The sequence below is a fragment of the Mesorhizobium sp. M7A.F.Ca.US.002.01.1.1 genome (assembly GCF_004022955.1).
Taxonomy (GTDB): Bacteria; Pseudomonadota; Alphaproteobacteria; order Rhizobiales; family Rhizobiaceae; genus Mesorhizobium; species Mesorhizobium ciceri.
The window spans coordinates 1-533 of the sequence record NZ_RZQE01001033.1; the positions used below are offsets into that span (position 1 = coordinate 1).

At 63.4% G+C, this 533-nt stretch carries 1 protein-coding gene; it reads left to right on the top strand.

Annotation, left to right across the window (positions count from 1 at the left end; all coding sequences use genetic code 11):
* On the top strand, positions 1-533 hold a 533-nt coding region (locus tag EN932_RS37555; RefSeq protein ID WP_128369592.1), incomplete at both ends, for an FHA domain-containing protein.

A 533-nucleotide genomic window follows, 5' to 3' on the forward strand; every position in this document is an offset into this window, starting at 1 on the left:
GGGTGAGCTGGTGATCGGCCGCAGCGCGGACGCGGGTTGGCAGATCAACGATCCCGACATGTTCGTTTCAAGGGCACATTGCAAGATCTCTGGCGGGCGAGATGGATATTTCGTCACCGACACGTCGAGCAGCGGATTGTTCATAAACGACTCCGACAGCCCGCTCGGTGCCGGCAAGTCGACGCGCCTTCAAAGTGGCATGCGGCTGAGATTGGGCGACTACGTCGTCCATGTCGACCTGCAAACGCCAGCCACTCAAGCACCAGCGGCCGGCCAGCCGGTTTCGGAACGCGCGCCGCCAGCATCCCGGGCCCCGGTGAGCATCGGTCGCGATGACTTCTTTTCCGCCAAGGTCGAAGAAGAGCCGCGACGGCCACGTCCGGCCGATCTGCCGAACCCTTTCGAGCAGCCGGTTGCGGGTGCATTCGAACGTGCCAACTCCGACCAGCGCCACTCGGCCGCTTTCGATGACCCGTTCAGCCTCGATCCGGTTTCGACGCCGGCGTCGAAAAATCCCGCCCCTTATCGCGAAC